The organism is Vibrio anguillarum, from assembly GCF_003390515.1.
Classification (GTDB): domain Bacteria; phylum Pseudomonadota; class Gammaproteobacteria; order Enterobacterales; family Vibrionaceae; genus Vibrio; species Vibrio anguillarum.
Window position 1 is genome coordinate 1,461,164 of record NZ_CP031479.1, and the last position, 24,641, is coordinate 1,485,804.

Below are 24,641 nucleotides of genomic sequence, written 5' to 3' on the forward strand. Positions count from 1 at the left end.
CCCTTAATGGTGTACGTGAGATAGAGATCCGTGCCCATCTTGCGTTTCAAAATGGTAACGTCCGGTATGTAGGGCACTTGGGCCGCGCCGAGCAAACTTCACCATCAGGTACATTTCCACCACCAAAAATGCGCTATAGAGTAAGTAAACTAGGCCCAGTGAAATCCATAAATCGCTGGGTGATAGGTTAGATACAGCCATATTAACCGGAAGTACTTCACCGATAGCCCAAGGTTGGCGGCCAAACTCAGCGACAAACCAACCCGCTTCGCTGGCAATCCAGGGAAGTGGAATAGCGAATAATGCCGCCTTAAGTAACCAAGGCTGAGTGCCGATTTTTCGCCGACAAATTTGGATGAAACAGAGCCCAATCACAGCGAACATCGCCATACCGCAGGCCACCATGATGCGGAAGCTCCAAAACAGAGGTGCAACTTGCGGAATGGTATCTTGCGCGGCTTGTTTGATTTGGCTTTCAGTCGCATCAGTTACTTTGTCGGTGTATTTTTTGAGTAATAAACCGTACCCCAAATCCTCTTTTAGCGTTTCAAATTGAGCGATGTTTTGCAGTGAATCGTCACCATTGCGTAAGGCTTCTAATAGCCCGTAAGCGAGCATGCCATTGCGAATGCGCTCTTCACTGCGCGCCATCAAATCTTTTAAGCCGATGACGGGCTCATCCAATGAACGCGTGGCGATAATACCCATCAAATAAGGGACTTTAATCGCCGCGTCTGTGTGCATGGTTTCTTGGTTAGGCAGCCCAAACAGAGTAAAAGAGGCCGGGGCTTGTTCGGTATCCCACTCGGCTTCAATGGCGGCCAGTTTCACCTGTTGCACTTCACCTAAGGTGTAACCTGACTCATCACCTAGCAATAAAGTGGCGGTAATGGATGCCATGCCAAAAGCGCAAGCCACAGCAAATGAGCGACGCGCAAAGGGAAGGTCGCGCTTTTTTAATAGGTAGTAAGCGCTGATACCCATGATAAACAGTGCGCCTGTGGTGTAACCCGCCGCAACGGTATGCACAAACTTCACTTGGGTTACTGGGTTAAAAATGACCTCAGCAAAGTTGATCATTTCCATACGCATGGTTTGATAGTTAAACTCCGCACCGACGGGGTTTTGCATCCAGCCGTTGGCCATCAAAATCCACAATCCAGAAAAGTTAGAGCCTAAAGCGGTTAACCAAGTCACGCTTAAATGCTGACGCTTAGAAAGGCGATCCCAGCCGAAGAAAAATAGCCCAACTAAGGTAGATTCAAGGAAAAAGGCAATCAAAGCTTCAATCGCCAGTGGGGCACCAAAAATGTCACCCACATAATGAGAGTAGTACGCCCAGTTGGTGCCAAATTGAAACTCCATAGTGAGGCCGGTGGCAACGCCAACGGCGAAGTTGATGCCAAACAGCTTGCCCCAAAAGCGAGTCATGTCTTTGTAGACGGTTTTTCCGGTCATCACATACAGCGATTCCATGATCGCCAGTAAAAACGATAAGCCAATGGTCAGCGGAACAAAAATAAAATGGTAAAGCGCCGTACTGGCGAACTGGAACCGTGACAGTTCCACCACATCTGTAAGCATAAAGTCTCCCTCCCGCCAGCAAAATGGCAGGTAAGATAGTCAGAGATGAATGTGTGATTGATAACGCCTGCCACTTGAAGCTGCGGGCGGCAACTTCAAGTTAGTAGGCATCATTAGGTGTTAAGCAGTTTGAGGCGTGCGAGTGAATGGTTTTTTTAGCCAGTAGTCGAGGCTGACGTAGCGGCCACCACCATAAATGAAAAGAACCATCAGCATCACAAAGTAAGTAGCCGCAAATTCCATCCCGTTATTGAGCATCACAGGGTCGCCAAGTTCTGTGATGTAGTTGTAGCGGCCCGGAAAATTGACCGCCAACCATTCAATAAAACCGTTTAAGCGCACCGTCGCTTCCATACTGCTGGTGGCAATCGCGTCCCAGCCATGTTTCCAGTGCACCATTGCGCTCGCCACACTCATCATGAGAATCATAGGGATAGCCATAATGCGAGTAAAAAGACCAAGTGCGATGCATATACAGCCGAGAACTTCTGTCGCGGCAGCTAAAAATGCCAGCAGTTCTGGAAAAGGTAGATTTAAACCACCATCGGCGGTTGAGGCGCCAAACCAAGCAACGGTTCCAGCGAAACCAACCACTTTGGAATGAGCACCGACAAAAATCACCGGCACGAGAAAAAGTCGAATCGCAAGTAGTACTATAAAATCGAATTTTTTAAATTTTTCGATCACGCCATCGTACCAATTGAGGGCTGAGTGAATCATAGAGTTTCTCCTAATAAATACAGGCTGATGAGTCCTTGTTGCTGAAACGTTTGAACCCACGCCAAAAAATGGAAGTTGGATAGGTGTTGAGCTATCTGTTGTTCTAGTTGCGTTAGTGACTGCGCTGGGGCGTTTTGAATCATCTGAATTAGGGCGATATCCACTTCTCTGAGTTTTTGTGATACCACCTGATGCGATGCATGACGAAATACCCCATAACAGACCGTTTTCTGTTCTTGAATCAAAAAAGTGACCGATTCTGGATGGACAAGAAAAGGCACTTCGACCAGTTTTAACGTTGGGTTAAGCTGTATGCAGAACGCCTCCGGTTGAGCTTCAACATCATCCCACCATACTTTGAGATTCGGCACATGAGCGCTATCCATTTCAGCGTTGAAAACGATCCATTCATATTCAAGCAGTGCGATTTGCTCAGCACTGAGGTTAACACTGGCGTTATGGTTATTTTGCTGTTGGATAAACTGAACAAATTCAGTCGCAATCTGATGGAACTCAGGCTCCATAGCGCCATGTATTACCAGCCATTCGTCCGTCAAAATGTAGAGTGTTTCCTCGTTAAGTTGAGCGTAAAACAGAGGAAAAGTGTGCTTAATGACAGAGTAGATATTCGCTCGAATGAACTCTCGATAACGGCAGGGCGGTTCGCCTTGCGCGACAGGAGAGCGGATCACACAGGTCAGTGCGTGCATTGACATACTCATGTTCATTGGTGGTTTAAGCATGGCTACGCTCCACATCGATAACTAATGATGGCGCTGGTTGCATAATATCGTGATGGATAGTGCGCAACTCTTCAGTCAAAACCACCAGAGGAGGCACATGATGATCACGTTCAAGCAGCAAAGGACGGCTACCTTGTTGAGCGTAAGCATAACGAGCCAAGTCAATCACCTCTTGTTGTACTGGTTTGCCATGGGTATCGAGCAAGAAATCTTCGCGCTCTTTTAAGTGACCTGCGATGTGGTAATAGCAGATCGCTTCGCTCGGTAAAGTGGCCAGCATGTCAAACGGGCAGTAATTGTGGTTACGGCTATTCACATACACATTATTGATATCAATCAGCAGCTGGCAGCCGCTGCGCTCAACTATCTCAGTAATAAATTCGCCTTCGGGGATCTCCTTGCCGTAACTGTGGTAGTAGGAGATGTTTTCCAGCACCAAAGGACGTTGCACAATATCTTGAACGCAGTGAATGCGATCGACCAAGTAAGCAATGCTCTCTTTATAGCGCGGGATAGGCAGCAGTTCATACAAGTACCCTTGGGCATCACGCGAAAAGCTCAAATGCTCACTGTAAATGTCGATGTTAAATTCATCTAAAAATGCCGCTACCTTTTTCACAAACGCTTTGTTCAGTGGCTGACAATCGCCAATCGACAAACTCAGCCCATGTGCAACCAGAGGATAGTGCTTTGCTATCTGCTGTAACTGCTCGCGTTTAAGTCCGCCCATGTTCATCCAGTTCTCCGGAGCAAGCTCAAGGAAATCGATGTCGGGATGGTCAGGCAACTGGCATAGCAAATCGATGTGTTCGCTACGCAAGCCGATGCCTTTTGAAGTGCGATCTATTGCCCGCATACACCACCAGTGATTTTGCTGTTGGTTAGAGTAATGGTTTCAGCGGAAGGTGCGATTCCCTCTGCGGTTAAGCCACATTTACCATCTCTGGCGCGTACTAAACGTCCTTGCGGATCGCTTTTTAGATCCTGTTTCTCAAAGCGTTTTTCAGTACCACATTTGCCAGCCGCGCATTTGCCACCATTTTGAGAGGTGGGTTGCGCACTCACTGGTGCTTCCGTTGACGTTTCTGCAACGCTCATTGCAGGATGAAGAGCAATGGCCGAAGTCATCGCAATAGACAAAACAATTTTACAATTCATGGGTTATCTCCTTCACGGAACTCATTGGGTAGCTTGAGAGATCACGGGCGGCAATAACTTCGCCGTGATAAAACTGTTTGATGATCTTGGTGGACTCTGATTTATGTTTAAGGCCGACTCCCATCCAGTGGTTGAGCACGAGCAGTTTAGGATTGATTTTGGCTGCAATTTCGCCAATCACTGAAGGTTTAGCGTGCATAAATGCGGAAACTTCATCGGCTGACTCATGAACAGCCATCGGCATGACTAAAATGTCAGCGCCTTGAGCAAAATCGAGAAATGCTGGGTTACTGCCGTTTTGATCGGCAGAAATGACAATAACGCCCTGATCACTTTCAATACGATAAGCCAAACATGGCACGTCCCCATGAGGAATACCGAGTGCGTAAATGGTTAAACCGTCTTGTTGATACACTTTAGTTGGTGTCGTGGTTTTGTAAGAAACATCAGTGATGGTGACTGGGAACAAACCATCGCTGCCATCATACAAACCGTTCAAATAAGCATAAGCGCCATCTTTGCTATTAAAGAGTGCGTCCATATAGCCTGATAGGCTAGGGAAGGCTGATCCCGCTTGCGGGCCTGCAATATCTAGTGGGTCTTCTCGCTTAAAGAAGTAGCCGCCTTTGAGCAGCGCGGGCAAGTCTGCAACGTGGTCGGTGTGAAAATGGGTAATGCCTAGAAAATCCAAATCTTCCAGTTTAGAGCCGGATTGGCCAAAGCGCAGATACGCACCGCCGCCAGCATCAATCATGATTTTAGATTTGCCTTTCCACCAAATCACTTCCGCTGAAGAAGAGCGCAGATCATCTGAAATTGGCCCTCCCGATCCTAAAACTTGTAAAGTGAATTCTTTGTCGAGCGGTTCTAACGAGTTTGCGTAAGCACCGATGGCACCGCACGACAAACTGATTGCGAGCACCAGCGCCTTGAGTGGTTGTTTCATGCTGACTACCTTTTGATTGTCTTTTTTATGATATGTGGATACCTAGGGCGAAAAGAGACTTGCGATAAAAGTGCAAGCTTTTTGATTCTCGTCAAGGTGTAGGTGAAAGATATGATTTACGAGGATGTTTGGTCAATCTTGATTTTCTTACCTATTGGTTAAGGTAAATTGAACAATGTGGTGTGATGCAATGATAAGCCTGTTAGATTCTAGGTTTGCACCGCATAGCCAGAACCAATTAATACACATAAAAAAATAACAAATGTTCTATTTAGAACGGCATCACTCCAGTGTTCAGTGATATTTAACCCACGTTTACTTTTAAGTGATGTTATTTTTGGGTGGTTTTGAATAGGGTAAAGCTATTGTTTTTTACAAATACTTATGATGTCAGTAATGTTTATGATGAAGATGAAGCCAAGCTATTACGTGATTCCTATGCTTATTGCATTTAATGTCCATGCGGCTGACAGTCAGTGTGATGTGATTTCCAGCCAGTTACACGATGTGAGCAATGGCTCTGAAGCGGTTGAACATTCTGGCGGGTACAGCGTTCGTGACAATCCGCCTATTCGCTGCGCCGAGGTCGTGTTTAAGACCAAACAGAGTTACGACAAAGTGGTTGCTTGGATGAATGATGATTTCACGGCGATTTATGTCGATGGTTCAGAAGCAACGTCCAATATGGTTCGATTTCGAGAGGATGATGTAAAAGCTGGCTACGTGAAAATGAAGGTAAATCAACCAATTACCGCTTATGTCTGTTTTGGTCAATCGAGCGTTCCGATCAGTCAAATAGAGTGCGATATAAAATAGATTGCTTAACAATGTCAAGTGCCATCTCCCTGAATGGGAGAGCAAATGATAGTCAGGCCTTATCCTGACAAAGCCATACATTTCGATACCCAATCCTTTTCTCATTCAACGTACAATCGCCGCACTTAATTATTGAAAAGGGTTGTTGTAACGATGTCAGCAAAATTTGTACTCTCACCCATTATGGGTTTGATGGTTTGTTTGGGTATGCATACACCAACAGTATTGGCTGAGTCAGTCGCTTGGGATCAAGCTGGTCAGCAATGGCAGACTCAACAATCGCAACATTTTATCGTGCACTTTCGCAGTGAATTGGCCCAGTACGCGGCGCGTTCGTTAGATATTGCCGAGAAAGTGCATCAAGATCTTGCCAGTCAATTCTCAAAGATGCCAGCTGAAAAAACGCACCTAACGCTGGTGGATGACTACGACTATTCCAACGGTTGGGCAACGCCGCTGCCTTATGCTCAAATTCGCTTGATCTTAAATCCTCCCAGCGATGTTAATGGATTGGAAGGCAATGATGAATGGTTGCACATGCTCATCCGCCATGAGTACACTCACATTGTTCATATGGAATTAAATGAGCGTGCGGTCACTGGAGCTCGACGTATTTTTGGCCGTCACACACTGCTTTTCCCGCATGCAATGACACCCTCGATGCTGTTAGAGGGGTTAGCGGTTTACATGGAAAGCCAAAATGAACAAGGTTATGGACGTTTGCACAATAGCCATTTTGCGATGCAAATGCGCATGGAAGTGGCGAGCGGGCAACTAGCTGATCTCAACCAAATCGTGGTAGCGAACAAACGTTTGCCGCTTGGCAGTAATTACCTCTACGGCGCGTATTTTATTGATTATTTAGCCAAAACGTATGGCGAAGACGCACTCCAACATTTTTTAAGCGATTACAGTGGCTACCTAATTCCGGGCGTTTTCTTAAACCGAAGCGCTCAACGTGCTTTTGGTAAAGACTTCTTTGCGCTTTGGCAAGAGTTTCGTGCCGATCTAATCACGCAGTTTTCAGATCAAATTGTGCAAAGTAAGGAACAGCCTTCGGAGGCTCAATCTCTCGATAGCCAGCCGTTTGAATATCTATTAGCCAATGGTGGATCAGAGCAATTACTGGCTTGGCGTCGTGATGGGGTTGATCGAGCAAATTTAGCGATGTGGGATAGTAAGCAAAATCAATGGCAGCGTTTATTGACTACAAAAAGCTTAACTAGCCTCGATGTTCATCCCCAGCAAGGTATCGTCGCGTCACAAGTGAATAGTTATCTTGATGGACGAGTGTTGAATGATCTTTATCGCTACGTTGATGGGCAGTGGCAGCGTTTAACCGAGCAACAGCGCTTTACCCAAGTACGTTGGAGCCGAGATGGGCAAAGTGTTTTCGCTACCCGTCATGAACAAGGGTTGCCTGAATTATGGCAGGTGACGCTGGATGGACAGCAAACTCGCTTATGGCAAGGCACATATGGTTGGGTCATTGGTGATATGGCGCTGTCTCCGACTGGCGACATTTATGCTTCCGTGAAGCAGCCGTCTAGCGCTTGGAATATCATGCGTTTTGTCGCCAAAGAGCAGCGCTGGTTGGCTGTCACTGAAACATCAGCAACCGAGCATCAATTGAGTTTTACCCAAGAGGGTGAGTTGCTGTTCAGCGCCGATTACACGGGGCGTTATCAGATCTACCGAATGGACTTGGCCAGTTTGCAGTTGGAGCAGTTAACCAATGAAATTGGAGGTGCTTTTTCTCCGCAATGGAATCAATCGCAAGGGCTTATCTACCAAGCTTATGAGCATGATGGTTACCATTTGCGCCACATTCCGACGGTGACGGCTTTCAATGAGGCTCCGCTGTCTTCCTTTGCCAAGGTGACGGCCGTTACTTCGACGCCGATATCTCAGGCCGAAAAAAGTGACACTACCGACTACTCACCGTTGTCGACCTTAACGCCACGTTATTGGGTTCCCGTTTGGCAAGGGGATGATAACCAATCGTTATTTGGTTTCTCGACCAGTGGTTCAGATGTGTTAGGGCGACATCAATATGAGATCCAAGCGGCTTGGGATACAAAAAATGCGTTGGCGACGTACCAATTGGGGTATCAATATGACAACCGTTGGCAAGCGACGCTCAGCCGAGAGCATGAGTTTAAGTTAAACCCATTGACCAATAAAGACGATCGCATTGTCCGTCAAGATGACTTAACGTTACAACGTAATTATTTATGGCATGGCCTCGATGATAACTTAATGTTTGGTATCGGAACTTATTGGCAGAAAGAGTCATTGATCAAAGCGCCTCAAGGTACGCGCTATACACAAGCCAGTGATGAGTGGCTAGCAGGGGCTGCGCTACAATGGGATAACCGTGAAGGCTTATTGAATGTTCCCGGTTACGCGTGGGGTCATTACGCTGATTTGGTATGGGAGTCCAATGTTGGCGGTGATTACTCTGGACAAAAATGGCAGGCGCAGTGGCAAGCACATTGGGACCTCCCGGGGAGCTTCAACCTTACCACTCATCTTGCGGCAGGTTATGCGGACTCAAAAGCCAAACGGTTTGAGCTGGGCAGTTACGAAGGTGACAGCGCGCAGCTCTATGGCCGCCAACAGATAGCGTTGCGTGGCTACAGCTCTGCGGCTCAAGTAGGGCAAGCTTACGCGACACAAAGTGTTGAACTAAGCCGCTTATTGTATCGCGCTGAACGAAACTGGAATTTGTGGCCAATTGGCTTGGGGGATATTTCAGGTTCTGTATTTGTCGACTCAGGATCAAGCTGGAACGATAACCAAAACTACCAAGCCCTGACGGGGATTGGTGCTGAAGTGCAGATCGATACCATCGTACTTTATGGCGGCACGTTACCAGTACGGATTGGTTACGCTCATGGATTAGACAGTAAATTAGGCAAAGATGAAGTGTATGTCAAGCTAACGGCTCAGTTTTAACCGTTTGTTAAGGAGGAAAGGGTCGCATCAAATGCGACCCTTTTTGCGTTGTAAGCTGAAGCAAGGCTTACTGACCACTCAAACATGAGAGCATGGTTATTTTTAACTAACAATGCGAGGGTTATACCTGAAAACGACTCACGGTATTTTGCAACATCGCCGCTAACTGGCTAAGTTCGACGCACGCTTGAGCGGCGCTGGAAGAACCTTGTGCAACTTGCTTGGCTGATTCACTAATGCGTTCGATATTGCGGCTGAGCTCTTCGCTAACCGAATCTTGCTCTCCGCACGCACTGGCGATTTGAATGGTCATATCAGCAATATGCGCGCTTTGATTACTAATGTGGTCAATCGCGATTTGAGTTTGGCCACTTTGCTCCACACATTGTCCCATAAGTACACTGCTTTGTGACGTCGCCTCACGAGCACGCAGTGCGCATGTTTGTAGGCTTTGGATAATATTGACGATGTCGCCCGTCGATTGCTGAGTTTTGCCAGCTAAAGCACGGACTTCATCAGCCACAACCGCAAAACCACGCCCTTGTTCACCAGCACGCGCCGCTTCAATTGCTGCGTTAAGTGCAAGCAAATTGGTTTGGTCGGCGATGTTGCTTATCACGTCAACGACAACGTTAATTTGCTGTGCTTGCTGCTCAAGTTCTAATACGCGTTGTTCTGCTTGATCAATTTCTTGAGTCACAAGAGAGATAGCATTAGCGACGGAATCCATCTGTTTTGATCCAAGGATGGATTGTTGGTTACTTTCACGAGCGGCGTCAGAAGCGACTTCTGTGCTTCGTGCCACTTCTGCAACCGTTGATTTCATTTGCGTCATGGCCGTAGCAATGTGCATGACCTCGACCTGTTGCTCTTGCATGCCCTGTGATGTCTGTTCAGAGACGGCGCTAACTTCATCGACAGCATGAGATAGTTGAGTCGCTCCGGCGATGATCTCTTCCACCATTGAGCGTAAATTCTCTTGCATACTTGAACACGCATCGGCCAATTCACCTAGCTCATCTTGCCCAATATGCTGACGTGCTAATCGATGGCTTAAATTACCTCCAGCAATGGCGTTCGCTTGCTGTACAACCAACTGTAGTGGCTGGCAGATTAAGCGAGAAAGTAATAGTGTAATGAACACCATAAACGCTATCAGCGCAACGATGCTGCCTGTGGAAAATGAGGTGATAGCTTGAATAAGCGTCATCAGTTCAGAGCGATTTTTGGCAACAAAGGTTTGGTTTAAATTGAGAAGATCGTCAATCGCACTCTCTAGGCGTTCAAATGTAACCAAAGAGGCTGAGATATCCCCTTGAGCTTTTACGATATTTTGATTGAGGATATCGTCATTAAAAGAGCCAAGCGCAGTCAAGTAGTCACGCCAGAGGTTTTTAACTGGCATAAAAATCGAACGCTCGTGATCGGTCCAAACCGCACGCTCATAGGTGGCTAGTGCACTATCAATTGCTTGATAGTGTTCCTGCATCCAACGAATATCCTCCGTAATTTCGGCTTGATCGGTTGCGGAAAGCAAACTGATTTGAGCACGTCGCACAGAAGCCATATTGTATTTGACGTTATTGACCATCATCATTGATGGGAGTGTGTCATCCGTTAGATTGAGTAGGTCATCTTGTATTTCGTTCAATGAACGATATAGGTAATAACCGAAGGCGATGTTGACTAACGCGATAATAGTAAAGGCAAGCGCAATTTTTTTGCGAATGGCTAAATCTTTTAAAAAAGACATGGTAATAAGTGACCTCGGAGTAAAACAACGGAGTTATACCTGTCCCACTTGCAGCATTGCTGTATTGATCACGTTCATTGACGCCAATTCCACCATTTTATTGATGTTTTTTCGGCCTCACTTACTGGTCATCGACAGCATCCTAAGTGGCTTGGGTATCGGGTCACGTCCATATGAAAATAGAGAGATATCCATAAAGTTGTGCATCGTATCACAATTGAAACTTGACTCCTATGGTGTTTTTGAGATTTTTGTGAGTGAGATATTGGGTGTGAAGAGCTTAGAATAACGCTCAAGACGGTTATTTTAAGCTCTGTTAAGGTCACAATTCTTTACATCTCAACCACCTAGTTTATAGTGATTTCCATTTTGAATTGGGTGCTAATTGGGTAACGAAAGGGATGGTTGTACTGTTCACTTGGTACTTTTGGCGTTAAGGTAAACGGAAAAAGGTATTTGAATCATGAAATTAAAAACACGTTTACAACTACTGTCTGCGATCGAACATAAAACTGAAATTCCGATGCTGCTATTATCGGTAGTGTATGTGATCGTCGCTTTACTACCAGATATTGCACCTTTACAACCCGAAGAGCTTGATTTTCTGGAGCATCTGCTTTGGATTATTTGGGCATTGTTTGCAACAGAATTACTTATTAAAGTGTTGCTGAGCCCCAATCCTATCCGTTATATGATTAAGAATTGGCCTGACGTGTTGATTGTGGCCATGCCATTCCTACGTCCGCTCCGTTTTTTACGCATTTTACTGATCTTGCCAAGAGCATGGCGTCAAACAAAGGCGGTACTGAGACAAAAAACGCTCAGCTTTATTGGGCTAACCAGCTTATCGACAGTGCTTCTTTCTGCGGCTTTTGTCTATTTGGTCGAAAAGGGCACGGATAGCCCAATCAATGATTTTTCTGATGCGATTTGGTGGGCAATGACCACGATTACTACTGTTGGTTACGGCGATATGTATCCAATCACTCCATTTGGGCGTGGTGTTGCCGTGTTTCTGATGTTGACGGGTATTACACTTTTCGGTTTATTGACCGCGAGTGTCGCCTCATTTTTCATTGAAGAAGATGGGCAATCAGCAGAGCATAATAGTGCACATCACACGAAACAGCTTAATAAAGTGTTAAAACAACTTTCTGTTCAACAACCTGTTCGCAAGCGTTTTCATTTAGCTCGCTACCGTGCTCAGTTGGCCTCTCGTCATAAGAAATAACCACTGAGGTTCTAGTTATCATCGTATTGGAATGCCAGAGATTGATCTAGGTGGTTTTAAGCAGAGTGATAAACTCACTGAGCGGCATAGGTTTATAAAAGAAATAGCCTTGTAAATAGTCAATTTCTCTTTCGTTCAAAAAATCAATTTGATCTTGGGTTTCCACACCTTCGGCGATGGTTTTTAACCCAAGTCGCTTAGCCAAATCGACTAAGTTTTCAACAATATGGCTAGAGATCGCATCACTACCGATCATGGTAATAAAGCTTCTGTCGATTTTTAAAATGTCAAATTTGAACTCTTGCAAATAGTTCAAACTAGAGTGACCTGTACCAAAATCATCAATTGCTAGCAACACACCTATTTTATCCAGTGATTGGAAGAGCTTTTTCGCTTCATCACTATCAGTAACCAGCTCTCTCTCAGTGAGCTCTAACGTTAAAATATGCTTACGATTGTCGAAGGTTTCAATAAAGTGTTTGCAATCATCAAACAAATTGGAAGCTACGCAGTGCTTGGCTGAAATATTAAATCCAATACTGAAATGCTCTGGAAATTGTGACTGATGTAATGAAAGTTCACGCTCTACTTGTGACATTAACTGAGTCGTAATAGGAATGATTAGCCCAGATTCCTCCGCTAAGGGAATAAAAAGATCGGGCCTCACTAATCCATGAACAGGATGTTGCCAGCGGGCAAGCACTTCGATATGGCAGAGCTGGCCACTACCATCAACGATCGGTTGTACATACGGAATGAACTCGTTGGATTGAATAGCGCGTTTTACTTCTCCTTGCATTGACGAAGCTTGGCCGAGTTTCCAATAAGCAAAGCCGCCTAAACCAATACTCATAAGAAGAACTAACATCGTGCTGGTTTGTTTGGTGTTTTTAAAATAAAGCCAATAGTCGTCCAATGTCAGCTTAGCTGAAAAGGTATAAGGGTATTGAGAGGATATGAGGCTCAGTGTTGTTTGAACCTGCTGATTCGATACCCTCCCTTCACTATTTAATTTATGTTCACCAACTCCAAAATAGAGAATTCCATAATCTTTTAACAGAGTAATAGTGTTGGTTAGATAGTAGCCATTGACCCCCGTTATTACCGAACCTTTGGGGTATTGCCGATGAAAAGTGAGCACGGGCATTAATGGGGTTAGCCGATTACCATCGGATAAATAGAGTTCATGTGCCGTATAATGCTGAGTGCGGTAAAAAGTTTCGCCGTGTAATGAATTACAATAAACGTTTGAATCTTTTGCCAAGTTTAATGTGCGTATATCGGGTGTGGTGGCAACAAGCTCTCGTAAATATGGAAATACCTCTTTGCATTCCATCTGTAGGTAATATGACGCACGTTCGTTAGCGACTTCAGCATTTCGAATGACCCGATTAAACTGAATTTCACCTACTTTGAGTTTATCTTTAATATAATTGTTCAAATCAGTTTGTGTTTGCCAAGCGATAATTGGACTAGCAATAATAATAGGCAGCAAGCAATATAAAAAGCTAACTACCCATCGTTTAGATCGTTGATGTTTTACTAATCTTTGCATTAAGTCTGGTGGTTGTTTGCGTGTTGATGCCATAAGTGTAGCAAATAGATTTAGAAAACCATTAGTTTATATTGATTTCCATCCCAAAATTGTATCTAGTTATTTTGTTTTTCTATCTATTGTGTCTTACGGCAGCATTATCATTTTAGCCAATCCATCGATCAAGCATGTGTTTATCTGGTAGCGCTGTCATTGCCCCTTTTTGGGTGGTGGCTAATGCTCCGCAGCCATTAGCCCATTGCACTGCGTTTATGATAGTACCCTTAGTAAACCACTCTTTATGTAATGACAACTGGCAAAGTAATCCACCGACAAAAGCATCTCCGGCACCTGTTGTATCGATAGGTTTTACGGCTTTTCCCGTAATCATTGTTTGCATCTCTGCTGTGATCACCAGCGCTCCTTTTGCACCTTGAGTAATGACAATCAGCGGAATGTTCAATTCTTTCACTGAGATTAATCCCTGCTCAAGGCTAGGGCGCTGCGTGAGCAAGAGCAGTTCGTCATCGGAAAACTTAACCACATCTGCCATTGCCACTACGCTCATCACCACTGGGATCATCTCTTCGGGGTTAGGCCAGACCTCTTCTCGTAGATTGGGATCAAAACTGACAAATCCCTCGTTGGCTTTGATGCGTTTAATCGCTTCAATGGTAGTGCTGCGACTCGGTTCATTGGCTAGTGCAATGGAGCAACAATGCAGCCATTCACCCGCTAAAAAGGTGGGAATGTCTGAACATTGGATGAATTGATCCGCGCTCGGTTTCACCATAAAGGTAAAACTGCGTTCGCCGTGCGAGTCTAAATCGACCACGACGGTTGATGTTCTTTGCTGTTCATCCAACTGCAAATATCGGGTGTCTACTTTCTCTTCGGTGAATGTGGATTGCATAAAGCGCCCCATAGGGTCATTACCCACACGGCCAAAAAAGGCGCTATTACCCCCCAATCTGGCGATGGCAACAGCCACATTCGCCGGAGCACCGCCCGGACATTTGAGATAGTGTGTTTCACCATCAGGAATTAAGTCGACGACCGCGTCGCCTGTCACCCAAACTCGATTCATTTTTTCTTCCAATATCCGTGTTATTCGCTGAAGAAATAAGCCCACTCACATCGAGCGGGCTTAGGAGCATAACAGCCTTGGGGGTTACGCTGTTGCTTGTTTATCAAGCTTTGCGCGCTCTTTGGCACCCAAAACAAGTGTTAAGGTAAAGGCAATGACAAAAGAAATAAGCATGCCAATGATGTAGTAGCTGATTTTCTCTGGGTTAATAGAAATCACTCCTGGAAGCCCAGCCGCGCCTAACGCTTGTGCTTTGACATTAAACAAGGTAATGAATGCACTGGCACAAGCTGAACCGATGATCGCAGCAATAAATGGGTAGCGAAGTTTCAGGTTTACACCGAACATAGCGGGTTCGGTAATGCCCAGAAGGGCGGTCACACCTGATGGAATCGCAATGCCTTTTAATTTGATATCTTTGGTGTTCATACCAACCGCTAAAGCTGCTGCACCTTGTGCGACGTTTGACATGGCCGCAATAGGAAAAATAAACGTACCGCCAGTAATGGCGATGTCAGCCAATAGTTGTGTTTCGATAGCAATAAAGCTGTGGTGCATGCCAGTAATCACAAACGGTGCGTAGATAAAGCCAAACAGTGCACCACCAATGAAGCCAGCAGAATCGTATAGCCAGTTCAGCCCATCACCCAATAGAAAGCCGATATCGCGAGTAATCGGACCTACCAGAGTGAAGGTTAAAAAGCCTGCAATGAAAATCGAGAGCATAGGCGTCAGTAAATTATCCAGTACAGAAGGGATAATTTTGCGCAGGCCATTTTCGATTTTTGCAAGAATAAAGGCGGAGACTAAAACGGGTAAGACAGAGCCCTGATAGCCGACTTTCTGGATCTCAAAGCCAAAAATATTCCAAGTAGGGATGGTGCCTGCGACAGACGCGCCGCCAAATCCCCAACCATTAAGCAGGTCTGGGTGAACCATCAACATACCTAATGCAGCGCCAAGAAATGGGTTGCCGCCGAATTTTTTTGAAGCAGAAAATGCCAACAAAACAGGAAGATAAACAAAAGGGGCGTTAGCGAAGGTGTTGATCATGCTGGCAAGATCAGCCAAGCCCGGGTTGGCATCAATCAATGACTGCCCTTCGATAAAAAGCCCTGTGGCTGTCAGTACATTGAACAACCCCATCAATAAACCGCCAGCAACGATGGCCGGGATAATAGGGACAAAAATGTCAGACAACCCTTTAACGGCGCGCTGCACTAGGTTCTGCTTTTGTGCACCCGCGCTTGCAACATCATTGGTTGACATTTCAGCAAGGCCGGTCAACTTGGCCATTTCCGCATAAACTTGGTTAACGATACCGGAGCCAAAAATAATTTGATATTGGCCAGCGACTTTGAATTGTCCTTTGACACCTTCAAGTGAATCAATGGCTTGTTCATCAACCAATGCGTCATCTTTTAGCGCTAATCTTAAACGTGTTGCACAGTGAGCAAGGGCTTGGATATTTTCTCTGCCACCTAATTGCTCTAATAATTGTTTTGCTATGACTGGATAGTTCATAACCCACCCCGGTTGTTGTTTGGTATCCAGATGACTTGATCTCTTTAAGATAAGCATGGTGGATAAAATTAAAATAAGTATTTTTGGGAACGTTTGCAGAATGGATTTTTGATGAATAATTCAAAGTAGTCAAAAGCCAACCATTGATTCTGTGAATTAGATCAGTAAAAGAGAGATCGATAATTCTACAAACAGCGTTAGAATCACACTATTCGAGCGTTTGCAGCGCTGAGTTTTGCAAACAATCCCAAAACAGAATGAGTAAGGTTATGTATGTCGAGTTTGCACGATGTCGCTAAGCTGGCCGGAGTTTCTAAATCGACGGTTTCACGCGTTGTAAATGATGAGTATGGTGTTAAAGAGTCTACAAAAATCAAAGTGTTAAAAGCTATTTCCGAATGCGGCTATATGGTCAACCAAGTCGCTAAAGATCTCAAATCACAAAAAACCAATTTAATTGGAGTCATCGTTCCGCGAGTCTCTTCGCATGCGACAGCACAAGGCGTTGATGGTTTAAGTGCCATATTTGAACAAGCGGGCAAACACGTGTTGCTTGCCAATACTCATCAAGATCACGCTAAAGAATTGGAATATATTCAAATATTTAATCAAAAGAGGGTCGAAGGCATTGTACTTTACGCCACACACCTTGATATGCCATTAGTGAAAGCAATCCAACAATCTAATGTCCCGGTGGTATTGGTTGGGCAAGATGGCTCACTGCACGATATCCCAAGTATTGTTCATGATGATCTTCGCGTTGGATTCGAAGCGGGTAAACGGTTGATAGCAAAAGGTTGTCAACACATTGGTTTTATTGGTGTTCAGAGCGATGACATAGCGGTGGATTGCTTGCGTTCTCAAGGGTTAGAGCAAGCACTGGGTATCAACAATTTAACCCTGTTGTTTCATGTGCGTGGTGATTTTTCGATTGAATCTGGTTACTTACAAGCTAAAACATTAATCACGCAATACCCACAATTAGATGGTCTTTTTTGCGCAACCGATAGAATTGCGGTTGGAGCGGTGAAAGCACTACAAGAGTCTGGAGTTCAGGTTGGATCGCAAATAAAAGTATTAGGAGTTGGCAATGATGAGCTCGCATTTGTCAGTAACCCAAGCTTATCAACATTCAACTATGCCTTTGATAAAGCAGGTGAAAATGCAGCCAAGATGTTGCTTGAACGTATTGCTGGTCGTGGGCAGGAGATGAGTAAAGTCGTGTTAACATTCCAAAATATCGAACGTGAAACCGGCTAAGTCTGAAGGTACTTGCTGAGGGGAAGCCCGCATAATTGAGGGCAATATTTCACCAATGCTTGCAAGCAGGCTTATTTTTTTATATTTTGCAATCGTTCCCAAAAATTGAGTGTAAGTCATGTCATTAGAAACAGTGCCAGTGGAAAAAATGTCATTTGAAGAGATGGTGAGATTAGTTGGCGGCCCGGCCAATATTCAGCGAGTACTCGCACCAAGAGGCGAAATCGTTATTGCGCTGCGAGATCCAGCTTTAGTCAATGTTTTGCCGAGCCATATGCGATTGCGAGAAGTGCTTGGTGAGTGGCAGCTTTCATTTTTGATTCAACAAGATAGCATCAATGAATATGCCGATGAACTGATCAACAGTTTAGGTCGAATGATTGACTCTCAGCTGCGGCTTAATGCGTACGCCTATTCCTCGCCAAACGATTGTCCCTTTCGTCCAACGTGGCATATTTCTCCGCCGCAAGGGCTGCTCAATGATCCAAACGGTTTCATTTATCACCAAGGAAAATATCATCTTTTTTATCAGTGGTATCCTTATGGGTGTGAGCACAAGGATAAATATTGGGTACAACTGACGAGTACTGATCTTATTCACTGGCAATGGCAAGGTATTGCACTGACTCCATCAGATTGGTATGACAGTCACGGAGTTTTTTCTGGTCATGCTTTAAGTCACAACGATGAGTTGATGCTTTTCTATACTGGCAATGTTCGGTTAGGTGAACAGCGATTGCGTCAAACAACGCAGTGTTTAGCCGTGTCGCAAGATGGTCTCCGTTTTGAAAAACGTGGCCCAGTGATCCGTAATTTGCCAACGGGTGTCACGGAACACATTCGCGACCCTAAAATAGTGCGCCACCGAGGCAAATGGCTCATGTTGCTTGGCGCGCAAACAACGCAGTTGCAAGGTCGGCTGGCGATTTACCATTCACATAATCTTAAAGAGTGGCATTTCGATGGTCTATTTGGTGAAGAAATCGCACCGCTCGGTTACATGTGGGAATGTCCCGATCTGTTTGAAATTGCGGGCCAAAGTTATTTTGTTTTTGGCCCTCAAGGGATTATTTCAGATAACGTGAACCACACAGTTGTCCATCAAAATCGTATTGCAAAAGTCTTATGGGATGAAAATGATCATCCTCACTTTTGTCATCTGCAACCACTGGATCACGGCTTTGATTTTTATGCCCCTCAAACAATGCAAACGGCAGACGGGCGGCGCATCTTGTGTGCATGGATGGGGCTGCCTGACGAAATTAATCATCCTAGTTGTGACAACGGCTGGCTGCATCAACTTACGGCACTGCGTGAGTTGAGTGTTGAGAATAGTCAACTTATTCAAAGGCCTATAAAGGAGCTAGAGCAGTTATGCAACCAGCCGGTAAGTTTGGAGTTAAGCGATAAATGCACCATTCTCAACACCAAAAGTTTTGAAATGTGTATCACTTTGCCGTGGGGGGCAAGCTTACGTTTGTTTGAAAAAGATGAGCAATACATTGAACTGAGTTTGGATGCCCAGCAAAAAGTATTACGCTTTGATCGTTCCCATACTTTGATACGCCAAGGTGATGTGATTCGTGAATTGGCCTTAGAATGTGAACAGGTTGAGCTGCAGATTCTCGCGGATAATTCTTCATTAGAAGTGTTCATCAACGGCGGAAAAGCAGTGATGAGTGCAAGAGTGTTTACCGAACAAGAGGCGACAGGAGTATCACTATTAAATGCGTTGACCACGGCCAAATACTCTTCTATCCAGCCCGTTAGTGCTTCTTCATTCGCTACTCAATTCTAAATTAAGCCGAAAGTAAACTTTCGGCTTAAAAAATAATAGCCTTTTTCTTTCTTGGTCTATCCTTAAGTAAAAGATAAGTGAGATCAACATGATCGGTATGAGTTCAGACAATAGCAGAGATGATATTGACCTCTCTTCTGGTCTGCATTGTCCTATTCATTAAACACAAGAGTCAGATGGTTATCATGCGGTGCGATGAAGCCAACGCACAGTGTTTAACTCATACCATTGATTAAGGCGAAATGAAGTATGTGGAAAAGTGTCAAAGTGATCTTTGTTACCCAAGTTGTTCTGGCAGTGTCCATTGTGTTGGGCATTTCTAGTTACATTGATTACCAGTCAAAGAAAGCGGAGCTACAGCATAGCCTAGATACATCAATCTTGAATGCAAAAGAGCGTTTGAGCTACAGCCTACCTAAAGCAATTTGGGATTTTGATTTACATGCCGCCAAACTCACTATTTCAGCAGAGTTAAATAACCCAGACATACAAGCGGTTAGAGTGAAAGATGCGGGTGGTACACCGCTTCTTTTCCTGAGTACATCACCCGACTCTCAAGATGTGAAAGAGATGGAACCCAATGAGGGGAAACAATACGAATCCATGCTCTCTTCGGTGCAAAAGCTCACCTTTGTTGAGTATGAAAAGGAAAATGAAGTTGGTCAGGTAGAGCTTTTCTATAACACAGATAGGCTAGAAAAAACCTTGTTACAAAGTCTGCAATATAGCCTGATTGAGTTGCTGATTTTAGATAGCGTAATGATTGTATTCCTAATTTTGGCGTTAACGAAAACCGTCCTTCGCCCGCTCAACGATTTGACAGAGCGAGTGGCCGACCTTGCAACCGGTGAAGGGGATTTAAGTCGCATCATTCCAGAACCCAAATATAGAGAGTTTTCGCAGATCATCCGCAGTATTAATCATTTTACGGAGTCGCTAAGGGAGATAGTTGTACAAGTAACGAATGCTTCTGTGCAGTTAAAAGATACCGCAGAGATGAGTGGTCAGGTTGCCATGAGAAATGCGCAGCAAATTGATCAACAAAAGCACAGTTTATCGACCGTCGCTGCCGCTTCCACACAGATGAGTCAGTCGGTGGCAACAGTGGCTGAAACCGCTAATGACGCCGCAAGGCAAGCAAGTGAGGCTTCTCAACTGGTCGATAATGTTTACCACTCAATAGAACGCTCTGCCGCCGAGATTGTAAACATGCGTTCCGAAATGGGTTCGGTAAACGCGGAAATGCATAAGCTGCTTGATGAAGGGCGAAAAATATCAACGGTAGTCGGGGTGATTAATGACATTTCCGAGCAAACCAACTTGCTGGCACTGAACGCTGCTATTGAAGCGGCACGCGCAGGTGAGCATGGTCGTGGTTTTGCAGTAGTGGCTGACGAAGTGCGCAACCTTTCGACCAAAACCAGCCAATCCACCGAACAGATCCAAACCAATATTCGCTCACTTAGCAGTGCAACAGAATCGGTTGAGCAAGAAATTATTCGCATCTCTAATTTGTTAGAAAGCACCGCTAAGCGAGTATCAGAGTCACAACATTCTGTGGAGCAGGTGAAAAATACTATCTCTGAAATTTCTGAAAGAAATGGCGAGATTTCGCATGCCACAGAAGAGCAGAAACAAGCCATTGATGAAGTCAGTCAGGCGATTGTTGAAGCATCAGAGGCCACTAATGAGCTGTCGAGTAGTGGTCAAGATAATGCTCAGAGAACGAAAGAAGTTCTTCAACTGAGCTCAAATATTAAAACTCATATGCGTAAGTTCAAAACATAAGTTCCACCTTCAAGGAGAAGAAAGTATGAAGCGTCTGTTGATCTTTATTTTCAGTATGATGATGGCCTTACCGAGTAGCTTTGCTGCTACTATTACGGCTGCGCAAGATCCATGGCCACCGTTTATTTCACCGGATAAAAGCATGCCGGGGCTATCGGTAGAAATCGCTGTTGCGGCTATGAAAACACAGGGCTATGACGTCAATTTTCAAATCATGCCTTGGTCACGAGCATTAGATGAGGTGAGTAAAGGCAGAATTGATCTGTTGCCTGCAACTTGGTATACGCAGGAGAGAACGGCTTATTTACTTTACAGTGATTCATATTTAGAGAATGAACTGAGCTTTATTAAAAGAGCAGGCGATGCTTTCGAATTTTCAGGTTTAAATAGTTTGAGTGGCAAACAAGTTGGCATCGTTAGGGGCTATGGTTATGGGGATGACTTTTTATCCGCCACTAATTTCAACAAACCAGACGCTAATGATCTCACGACTAACTTGAAGAAACTGCAAGCCAAACGAATTGATCTTACCCTTGAAGATAAGTTGGTTGCGTTATCGACCATGAAAGAGGCGGGCTTAAATAGCAGTGATTTTCAGTTTACCACGGCATCTTTGTCTAAAAATCCTTTACATGTTACCTCAGGCAAAGCGAACCCTAATGCGCAGAAATATATTGATGCGTATAACAAAGGGTTAGCTACGATTAAAGCTGACGGAACATTTGATGCCATTTTAGCGAAATACGGTATTCAGTGATTTTTTTTAAAAAAAGGCCGCAGTTTTAACGCTGCGGCCTTTTTCTATTCCAATAGGATTTGAATCCTTTGAAGTAAGCATTGGGGTAAATATTAGCGCTTTGAGCCGCGCTGCTCAGCTTTACGTGCTAATTTTTGCGCACGCTTTTGCTCGATCAGTGATGCGGTATCGCCGCCAATGTGTGCTTCGCCACGCTGTTTTGCGAGCTGAACTTGTTTTTCTCGCTCACGGAAACGGGCCAGTTGTTCCGCAGAGTGAGTACCGAAGCAGGATGGGCAACTGACGCCTTGCTCGTAGACTTCGCTCTGTTTGTCTTCATCGGTAATCGGCAAACGGCAAGCGTTACATACATCGTAGTGACTCTCTTTTAACGCGTGCCCTACAGCCACTCTGCCATCAAACACATAGCAGTTACCTTGCCATAAGCTCTCTTCTTGCGGCACTTCTTCTAAGTATTTCAAAATACCACCCTCGAGATGGTACACCTCATCGAACCCTTGCTCTTTTAAATAAGCCGTGGATTTTTCACAGCGAATCCCACCAGTACAAAACATCGCGACTTTTTTGTGTTTCTCTGGTGCGAGGTTCTTCTTCACATAATCAGGAAACTCACGAAAGGTTTCAGTGTGTGGGTTAAGCGCATTTTTGAAGGTGCCGATTTGGATTTCATAATCATTACGGGTATCGACAACCAGCACATCAGGGTCTGAAATTAGCGCATTCCAGTTTTCTGGTTTCACGTAAGTGCCCACAACGTGACGAGGGTCAATACCTTCAACGCCCATAGTGACAATCTCTTTTTTTAGCTTCACTTTGGTACGGTTAAATGGCTGCTCTGAGGCTTGTGATTCTTTGTAAACCGTGCCTTTCAAGTTCGGTTCAGCATCAAGCCAAGACAGTAGCACATCTATCCCTTTGCGTGTTGATGCCACAGTGCCGTTAATTCCTTCACTGGCTAATAATAGCGTGCCACGAATTTGGTTTTCCTCCATTAGTTCAAGAAGCGGTGCTTGCAGCTCTTGGTAGTGATTGAGTTCAACAAACTTATAGAGTGCACAGACGACGTACTGACTCATGGGGTACCTTTTAAAAAACGATATAAAGAATTGGGGCGCATTATAGCGAAGGGACGCGCCCACAAATACGGACAATTATTAAGGACAATATTAGATGGGGTAGACCATTGGGAAATCCATGGTTGGATGTGCGGCGACAAGCGACGAGTAGCCATACACCTGCTCAATTCTTTCTGCATTGAGCGCTTCCCAAGGTGGCGCATCACAAACCAGTTTGCCATTGTGCAGCATCACCATGCGATCTGCATATTGAGCCGCAAGGTTGAGATCGTGCAGCACGACTACAACAGCGCACTGCTCTTGGCGTGCTAATGAACGTGCAATGCGCAGTGTATTGTGCTGGTGAGCCAGATCTAACGCTGACGTTGGTTCATCCAGCATCAGGATTTTTTTGTCACCGGAGTGGTGAAGTTGAGTTAATACCCGCGCCAGATGTAAACGTTGTTTTTCACCACCCGATAAAGCCGGGTAGAGATTGTTCGCTCTATCGCTGATATCGGTTTGTTGCATGTAGTGTAGCGCCACTTCACTGACTTGTTGGTGGCTTAAATTTAATGGCAGTGCGCCTAATTCCACCACTTCTTGAGCGATAAAAGGAAAGCTCAACGTACTTTGCTGCGGAAGAATAGCCAAGTGCTTTGCTAACTCATTCGGTTGCCACAGTGCTTGCGGAACACCGAAGTAAGCCATTTTGCCTGTTGATGAGATTTCACCGCTGAGTATTTTCAGCAAGGTACTTTTTCCAGCACCATTGGGGCCAAGTAACGCTGTGACTTGACCTGAAAAAATCTCAATATCAATCTTATCCAAAATGGTTCGATGGCCAAATTTAACCGATATATTACTGGCTTGGATCGCTGCCGTTGTACTCAAAATACTTTGCCTTTTTGTTGAAACAGAAGATAAAGGAAGAAAGGTGCACCCACCAGCGCAGTCACAATCCCGACAGGCAGCTCCGCAGGTGCCACTGCTATACGGGCAAACATATCGGCGACAGTGAGTAAGAGTGCACCAAGTAAAGCCGAAATGGGGATCAAACTACGGTGATCGGGGCCAACCAGCATCCGGCCTAGATGAGGGATGACCAAACCGATAAAACCAATCATACCCACCGCGCTGACGGTCACTCCAACGCCGAGTGCGCTGAGTAAAATCATTGAACGTTTAAGCCGTTGCACAGAAATGCCTAGATGACGCGCTTCAGACTCGCCAAGTAATAATGCGTTGAGCGCCATCGCTTGACGAGAGAAACAGACGAGCAGCAGCAGTAAGGTCAGAGCGCACAAGAGAATATTTTGCCAGTTTGCACCCGCCAGTGATCCCATTGACCACAATGAGAGATCGCGCAGCATTTGATCGTCTGCAACATAATTCAAATAGCCAATACCCGCCCCCGATAGCGCGCTGATGGCGACGCCTGCGAGTAGCATGATGGTGACGGAAGTACCAAATTTACTGGTGCCTAATTGGTAAACCAACAAGGTAGTCAATGCACCGCCTAAAAAGGCAAAAATAGGTACCACCGCAGCGCTCATCCACGGGTTGGAAAACAGCGCTAAATTGGCGAATAGCACAATCGCAAGTGCGGCTCCGAGGGCTGAACCTGCCGAAACACCGATAATGCCAGGCTCAGCTAATGGATTACGAAACAAGCCTTGCATCACCGTTCCGCACAGTGCCAAAATTGCTCCAACCAACAAGCAGAGCAGGGTCCGCGGAAAGCGTATCTCGTGGATGACTAAATTGATGTGCGCGGCAATGTCATTGGAGTGCAGCACGAGACTTTTTATGCTGTCACTGAAGCTGATATTCATTGGACCAACGGTGACAGAATAAAGGCTCACTAAGATTACCAAAACTAACAGCGTTGCATTCACCACATTTTTTGAGAGATGACGTAACAAAATA

20 protein-coding genes are annotated in these 24,641 nt (G+C 45.1%); 7 read left to right on the plus strand and 13 right to left on the minus strand.

Going from position 1 to position 24,641, the window contains the following annotated elements; all coding sequences use genetic code 11:
* Positions 1 to 3: 3 nt before the first annotated feature.
* The 6 genes from DD616_RS10785 to DD616_RS10810 all read right to left on the minus strand — a co-directional run bounded on the left by DD616_RS10785 (position 4) and on the right by DD616_RS10810 (position 5,151).
* Complete coding sequence (locus DD616_RS10785; RefSeq protein ID WP_208872278.1) at positions 4 to 1,584, minus strand: cytochrome ubiquinol oxidase subunit I; 1,581 nt, start codon at positions 1,582 to 1,584, stop codon at positions 4 to 6.
* 120 nt (positions 1,585 to 1,704) lie between these two features.
* Positions 1,705 to 2,304: an HvfX family Cu-binding RiPP maturation protein gene (locus DD616_RS10790; RefSeq protein ID WP_017044810.1), complete on the minus strand. Its 600-nt coding sequence runs from the start codon at positions 2,302 to 2,304 to the stop codon at positions 1,705 to 1,707.
* The gene (locus DD616_RS10795; protein ID WP_013856714.1) at positions 2,301 to 3,047 is read right to left on the minus strand and encodes an HvfC family peptide modification chaperone; all 747 of its coding nucleotides are present in this window, start codon (positions 3,045 to 3,047) and stop codon (positions 2,301 to 2,303) included. The genes DD616_RS10790 and DD616_RS10795 overlap by 4 nt, the downstream gene beginning before the upstream one ends.
* On the minus strand, positions 3,040 to 3,903 hold the full coding sequence (locus DD616_RS10800; protein ID WP_208872279.1) for an MbnB/TglH/ChrH family RiPP precursor modification enzyme: 864 nt from the start codon (positions 3,901 to 3,903) through the stop codon (positions 3,040 to 3,042). Before DD616_RS10800 ends, DD616_RS10795 begins: the two co-directional genes overlap by 8 nt.
* The gene (locus tag DD616_RS10805; protein WP_013856716.1) at positions 3,891 to 4,205 is read right to left on the minus strand and encodes a hypothetical protein; all 315 of its coding nucleotides are present in this window, start codon (positions 4,203 to 4,205) and stop codon (positions 3,891 to 3,893) included. Before DD616_RS10805 ends, DD616_RS10800 begins: the two co-directional genes overlap by 13 nt.
* The gene (locus DD616_RS10810; RefSeq protein WP_094147388.1) at positions 4,195 to 5,151 is read right to left on the minus strand and encodes an MBL fold metallo-hydrolase; all 957 of its coding nucleotides are present in this window, start codon (positions 5,149 to 5,151) and stop codon (positions 4,195 to 4,197) included. The genes DD616_RS10805 and DD616_RS10810 overlap by 11 nt, the downstream gene beginning before the upstream one ends.
* A 396-nt stretch (positions 5,152 to 5,547) precedes the next feature.
* Between DD616_RS10810 and DD616_RS10815 the strand changes: the two genes are divergently transcribed.
* Both DD616_RS10815 and DD616_RS10820 read left to right on the plus strand, forming a co-directional pair.
* Positions 5,548 to 5,967 (plus strand): hypothetical protein, encoded by a 420-nt coding sequence (locus DD616_RS10815; RefSeq protein ID WP_017048641.1) that lies wholly within the window; start codon positions 5,548 to 5,550, stop codon positions 5,965 to 5,967.
* A gap of 153 nt (positions 5,968 to 6,120) precedes the next feature.
* A complete protein-coding gene (locus DD616_RS10820) occupies positions 6,121 to 8,925 on the plus strand; it encodes a TolB (RefSeq protein WP_208872280.1) in 2,805 nt (934 codons plus the stop codon).
* 121 nt (positions 8,926 to 9,046) lie between these two features.
* Here the strand turns inward: DD616_RS10820 and DD616_RS10825 are convergent, their stop codons facing one another.
* Complete coding sequence (locus DD616_RS10825) at positions 9,047 to 10,678, minus strand: methyl-accepting chemotaxis protein (RefSeq protein WP_013856720.1); 1,632 nt, start codon at positions 10,676 to 10,678, stop codon at positions 9,047 to 9,049.
* 463 nt (positions 10,679 to 11,141) lie between these two features.
* On the opposite strand from DD616_RS10825, the gene DD616_RS10830 reads away from it, so the two are divergent.
* Complete coding sequence (locus DD616_RS10830; RefSeq protein WP_013856721.1) at positions 11,142 to 11,909, plus strand: potassium channel family protein; 768 nt, start codon at positions 11,142 to 11,144, stop codon at positions 11,907 to 11,909.
* A 46-nt stretch (positions 11,910 to 11,955) separates the two neighbouring features.
* Here the strand turns inward: DD616_RS10830 and DD616_RS10835 are convergent, their stop codons facing one another.
* From DD616_RS10835 to DD616_RS10845, 3 genes are all read right to left on the minus strand, one after another.
* On the minus strand, positions 11,956 to 13,350 hold the full coding sequence (locus DD616_RS10835; RefSeq protein ID WP_231140420.1) for an EAL domain-containing protein: 1,395 nt from the start codon (positions 13,348 to 13,350) through the stop codon (positions 11,956 to 11,958).
* Positions 13,351 to 13,609: 259 nt separating this feature from the next.
* The gene (gene cscK, locus DD616_RS10840; protein WP_208872282.1) at positions 13,610 to 14,530 is read right to left on the minus strand and encodes a fructokinase; all 921 of its coding nucleotides are present in this window, start codon (positions 14,528 to 14,530) and stop codon (positions 13,610 to 13,612) included.
* Between the two features lie 84 nt (positions 14,531 to 14,614).
* Complete coding sequence (locus tag DD616_RS10845) at positions 14,615 to 16,054, minus strand: sucrose-specific PTS transporter subunit IIBC (RefSeq protein WP_094164526.1); 1,440 nt, start codon at positions 16,052 to 16,054, stop codon at positions 14,615 to 14,617.
* Positions 16,055 to 16,327: 273 nt separating this feature from the next.
* Here DD616_RS10845 and DD616_RS10850 point away from each other — a divergent pair, with 273 nt between their 5' ends.
* From DD616_RS10850 to DD616_RS10865, 4 genes are all read left to right on the plus strand, one after another.
* Positions 16,328 to 17,314 (plus strand): LacI family DNA-binding transcriptional regulator, encoded by a 987-nt coding sequence (locus tag DD616_RS10850; protein WP_208872283.1) that lies wholly within the window; start codon positions 16,328 to 16,330, stop codon positions 17,312 to 17,314.
* 118 nt (positions 17,315 to 17,432) lie between these two features.
* Complete coding sequence (locus DD616_RS10855) at positions 17,433 to 19,112, plus strand: glycoside hydrolase family 32 protein (RefSeq protein ID WP_208872284.1); 1,680 nt, start codon at positions 17,433 to 17,435, stop codon at positions 19,110 to 19,112.
* A 249-nt stretch (positions 19,113 to 19,361) separates the two neighbouring features.
* Complete coding sequence (locus DD616_RS10860) at positions 19,362 to 20,900, plus strand: methyl-accepting chemotaxis protein (protein WP_013856727.1); 1,539 nt, start codon at positions 19,362 to 19,364, stop codon at positions 20,898 to 20,900.
* 25 nt (positions 20,901 to 20,925) lie between these two features.
* On the plus strand, positions 20,926 to 21,657 hold the full coding sequence (locus DD616_RS10865) for a transporter substrate-binding domain-containing protein (protein ID WP_013856728.1): 732 nt from the start codon (positions 20,926 to 20,928) through the stop codon (positions 21,655 to 21,657).
* A 92-nt stretch (positions 21,658 to 21,749) separates the two neighbouring features.
* Here DD616_RS10865 and trhO read toward each other — a convergent pair whose 3' ends face one another.
* From trhO to DD616_RS10880, 3 genes are all read right to left on the minus strand, one after another.
* Positions 21,750 to 22,733 (minus strand): oxygen-dependent tRNA uridine(34) hydroxylase TrhO, encoded by a 984-nt coding sequence (gene trhO / locus DD616_RS10870; protein ID WP_208872285.1) that lies wholly within the window; start codon positions 22,731 to 22,733, stop codon positions 21,750 to 21,752.
* A gap of 90 nt (positions 22,734 to 22,823) precedes the next feature.
* Positions 22,824 to 23,606, minus strand: coding sequence for a heme ABC transporter ATP-binding protein (locus tag DD616_RS10875; RefSeq protein ID WP_010319753.1), 783 nt, complete (start codon positions 23,604 to 23,606; stop codon positions 22,824 to 22,826).
* Positions 23,603 to 24,637 (minus strand): FecCD family ABC transporter permease, encoded by a 1,035-nt coding sequence (locus tag DD616_RS10880; RefSeq protein ID WP_094127090.1) that lies wholly within the window; start codon positions 24,635 to 24,637, stop codon positions 23,603 to 23,605. The genes DD616_RS10875 and DD616_RS10880 overlap by 4 nt, the downstream gene beginning before the upstream one ends.
* Positions 24,638 to 24,641 lie beyond the last annotated feature (4 nt).